5 protein-coding genes are annotated in these 2,976 nt (G+C 41.2%); 1 reads left to right on the top strand and 4 read right to left on the bottom strand.

Annotated elements, in window-relative coordinates:
• The 3 genes from obgE to QZ157_RS10565 form a co-directional block, all read right to left on the bottom strand.
• A partial coding sequence (gene obgE / locus QZ157_RS10575; protein WP_295145425.1) for a GTPase ObgE occupies positions 1–1,052 on the bottom strand: 1,052 nt, incomplete at its 3' end.
• Positions 1,053–1,097: 45 nt separating this feature from the next.
• Complete coding sequence (locus QZ157_RS10570) at positions 1,098–1,739, bottom strand: NYN domain-containing protein (protein ID WP_295145422.1); 642 nt, start codon at positions 1,737–1,739, stop codon at positions 1,098–1,100.
• Positions 1,740–1,979: 240 nt separating this feature from the next.
• On the bottom strand, positions 1,980–2,126 hold the full coding sequence (locus tag QZ157_RS10565; protein WP_295145419.1) for a hypothetical protein: 147 nt from the start codon (positions 2,124–2,126) through the stop codon (positions 1,980–1,982).
• Between the two features lie 60 nt (positions 2,127–2,186).
• Between QZ157_RS10565 and QZ157_RS10560 the strand changes: the two genes are divergently transcribed.
• On the top strand, positions 2,187–2,555 hold the full coding sequence (locus tag QZ157_RS10560) for a hypothetical protein (RefSeq protein ID WP_295145416.1): 369 nt from the start codon (positions 2,187–2,189) through the stop codon (positions 2,553–2,555).
• Here QZ157_RS10560 and QZ157_RS10555 read toward each other — a convergent pair.
• The coding region (locus QZ157_RS10555; RefSeq protein WP_295145413.1) for a hypothetical protein at positions 2,545–2,976 on the bottom strand (432 nt) is incomplete at its 5' end. The genes QZ157_RS10560 and QZ157_RS10555 overlap by 11 nt on opposite strands.

Below are 2,976 nucleotides of genomic sequence, written 5' to 3'. Positions count from 1 at the left end.
AGCTCCTTTTTAAGTAGCTCAAGCAGGTTAAATTTTAGCTCGTTTATATTTTGTCCTGTCGCCGAAGATATCGGCATCACAAAAAAAGGCTTGGCGGCGTCAAATTCATAAATATCTTGTTTAAATTTCATCTCGCCAGCCGCGCCCGCAAGTCCCAAATGCGACAAAAACGCGTCAAATTTTTCCCGCAAATTTTCGGCCGCGTCCGCGCGAGTTAGTGCGATCGCATAGTCTCTTTTTGTAAGCTCTCCTGAAAATTTCGCTGTCTCGGCCCTTAGCGCGTCAAACTGATCCTCGAGGCCGCGATAGTTCGCAAGATCGAGCATAAAAAGTAAAATTTTAGTGCGCTCAACGTGTTTTAAAAACTGCACGCCAAGCCCGCGCCCCTCGCTTGCGCCCTCGATGATACCAGGGATATCGGCCATAACAAAGCCGCTGTATTCGTCGACCTCGACTAGGCCTAGCTTTGGCGTGAGCGTGGTAAATTCGTAGTTTGCGATCTGCGGTTTGGCGTTTGAGACGGTCGAGATCAGCGTGCTTTTGCCCACGTTTGGAAAGCCCACGAGCCCAACGTCGGCGATGAGTTTTAGCTCCAGCCGCACCTCGCGCGTTTCGCCCTCTAGGCCTTTTTGCGCGTATTCAGGGGCTTGGTTGATCGAGCTTTTAAAGTGCACGTTGCCAAGCCCGCCTTTGCCGCCTTTTAAAAATAGCTCGCGCTGCCCTTCGCTAGTTAAGTCGCAGAGTAGCTCGCCCGTCTGGGCATCTAGCACCGCGGTGCCGGGAGGCACGATGAGATCGAGGTGTTCGCCTCTTTTACCGTGCATTCTCCGCCCCGTGCCCGCTTCGCCGTTTTGCGCGCGCATGGCCTTTTTGCCTTTATATGCCGCCAGCGTGTGCGTGTTGTTATCGGCGACGAAATATACATCGCCGCCGTCGCCGCCGTCGCCGCCGTCCGGTCCGCCCAAAATCACGTGTTTTTCGCGGCGAAAGCTCACCGAGCCGGCCCCGCCGTGACCCGAGCTTAGGGTTAAATTTACGCTATCTATAAACATTTTTTGCCTTAGTTTTTAGAGATATTATATCTAAAATTATCAAAACTATACCAATGCCACAGCAAGATCACTTTTAAAATCGGGGTTTATCTTAAAAATTTGAGCGTTGCTTTCATAGAGATTTTTCCAAGACGTAAAACCATAGTCAGCTGGTTTTGCCTTATTGCCTTTGTTTTGCAAAAAGTTCACTACTTTAGCATTGCAAACATAGCTGCTACTGCCGCTATTTTCCTTAATTGCTTGAACAATGCCAGAAAGATCGCAAATTTTATCTATTTGACGGTGTAATAAAATAAAATTTGAATATGCATCCTTTGCCGATTGTTTGGTTTTTTGCTCCCCAAAACCCAAAACTATTTTCCCTAATTTTTTAAGCTTTATAGTAAGCGGCATAAAGTCGCAGTCGCTTGAAATGATACCTATGGCATCTATTTGGGTAGACACCATAATATCCTCGAGTGCATCTAAGCAAAGTGATAAGTCGGCACAATTAGACTTGTAATTAAAAACATGAACAGATTCTATGTCACTGGCCTGCAAAACCTCATCCCATCCACAATGTTTAGTAAAATCTTTATACGCTTTTTTTATAATGATCTCGTAGCGCTCGTTTTGACAATAACTTATTACATCACGCAAGAAAACGTGGCTTACATTTTGACAGTCAAAATATAAAGCTATTTTCATATTCACTCCTTAAGCTTGCTCCTCCCGAAGGAGGAGAACATCTATTTTTTAGGCGGATTATTTCCGCGACCTTTACCACTTGGATTACCTGTAGTGCTCGGACCATTTGGCGGTCTTATTCCTGATTTTGCCATTGTTAACCCTTTTTTATTTAATTTAGCCGTTCAAAATCGGCTATAAAATGAGCGGACTGTATAAATATATTTTGCTAGCCGCAACCTACTTTTGCAAATACCAAAGCTACTCGTCGTCAGCATCATCGCCCAAATAATCATCGTTGTTTGGATTATGCGCATCCGCCCAGTCATCCATATTGGCGTCATTATTTGGATTGTTTATATCCGACCACAAATCAAGCTCTTCTTGACTCATACCTGACGCATCCATTCTTATCACCTCCTTTCTTGTGGTATAATTTTGGAATTTTACAAAAAGGCTGGGCGACATATGGCGACAAAAAATTATGAGCATGAATGTAAAGAACTTGTAGAAAATATACAAAACGGTGTAAGCCAAACAAGATGTACGCTGAGAGATTTTTTAAAATCTTTTGTAGATTTTGATGAAATTTTACACAGTGAAAAAGAGGTGGAAGGAAGAGCAAAAAGATATGAAAAGCTCATGCAAAGAGTTAAAAACAAAAAGTCAAGCACTCAAGAAACGTTTGATAAACTAAAAGCGATTTATAGGTTTTTACTTGATAGCGATGAATATAAAAAACTTAACTGCTACAAGCCGCTCGTTGATGACAAATTTGAAATAGAAATTTTAGGAGATGAATTATATAAAAAAATCAAAAGCCAGTCTAAAATATAGAACATTCCGAGAATTTTTTATCATCCTTTAAGCACTTTTTTATTTTCTCAATACATTGGTTTTTTCTATAGCTAGAACCTTGCTCGCCCACACAAGTAGAAATAAAAGCATATTCCTGCTCTACCGAATATCTCTCTAAAAACATCTCATATCCCCCGTAGGCTATTGCCCCAGCTACAATAGCACCAAACCAAAAACTTCCACCAGATCTAGCTGTCGATTGGTTCTCTTTTATAGCTTCGCTCATTAGATTTTTTAATATATTGCCATCTTGTATGTATTTTACAACTTTTTCAGCATCACTCGGACTGATTTTATTATCCGTTATGTCAATTTTTAAAGACTTAATACTTTCGTCAATAAGAGCATTTATATCTTTTAGTAAATCTTTATCTAATATATTTTCAACAAGATATTTTAA

Source organism: uncultured Campylobacter sp. (assembly GCF_905372745.1).
Taxonomy (GTDB): domain Bacteria; phylum Campylobacterota; class Campylobacteria; order Campylobacterales; family Campylobacteraceae; genus Campylobacter_A.
Note: the sequence above shows the minus strand (reverse complement) of the source record. Positions and strands in the feature narration are given on the sequence as shown.

Bases quoted from the DNA above. Each gene is read 5' to 3' on its own strand.
- QZ157_RS10565 (WP_295145419.1), bottom strand. From the start codon at position 2,126: ATGGATGCGTCAGGTATGAGTCAAGAAGAGCTTGATTTGTGGTCGGAT.
- QZ157_RS10560 (WP_295145416.1), top strand. From the start codon at position 2,187: ATGGCGACAAAAAATTATGAGCATGAATGTAAAGAACTTGTAGAAAAT.
- QZ157_RS10570 (WP_295145422.1), bottom strand. From the start codon at position 1,739: ATGAAAATAGCTTTATATTTTGACTGTCAAAATGTAAGCCACGTTTTC.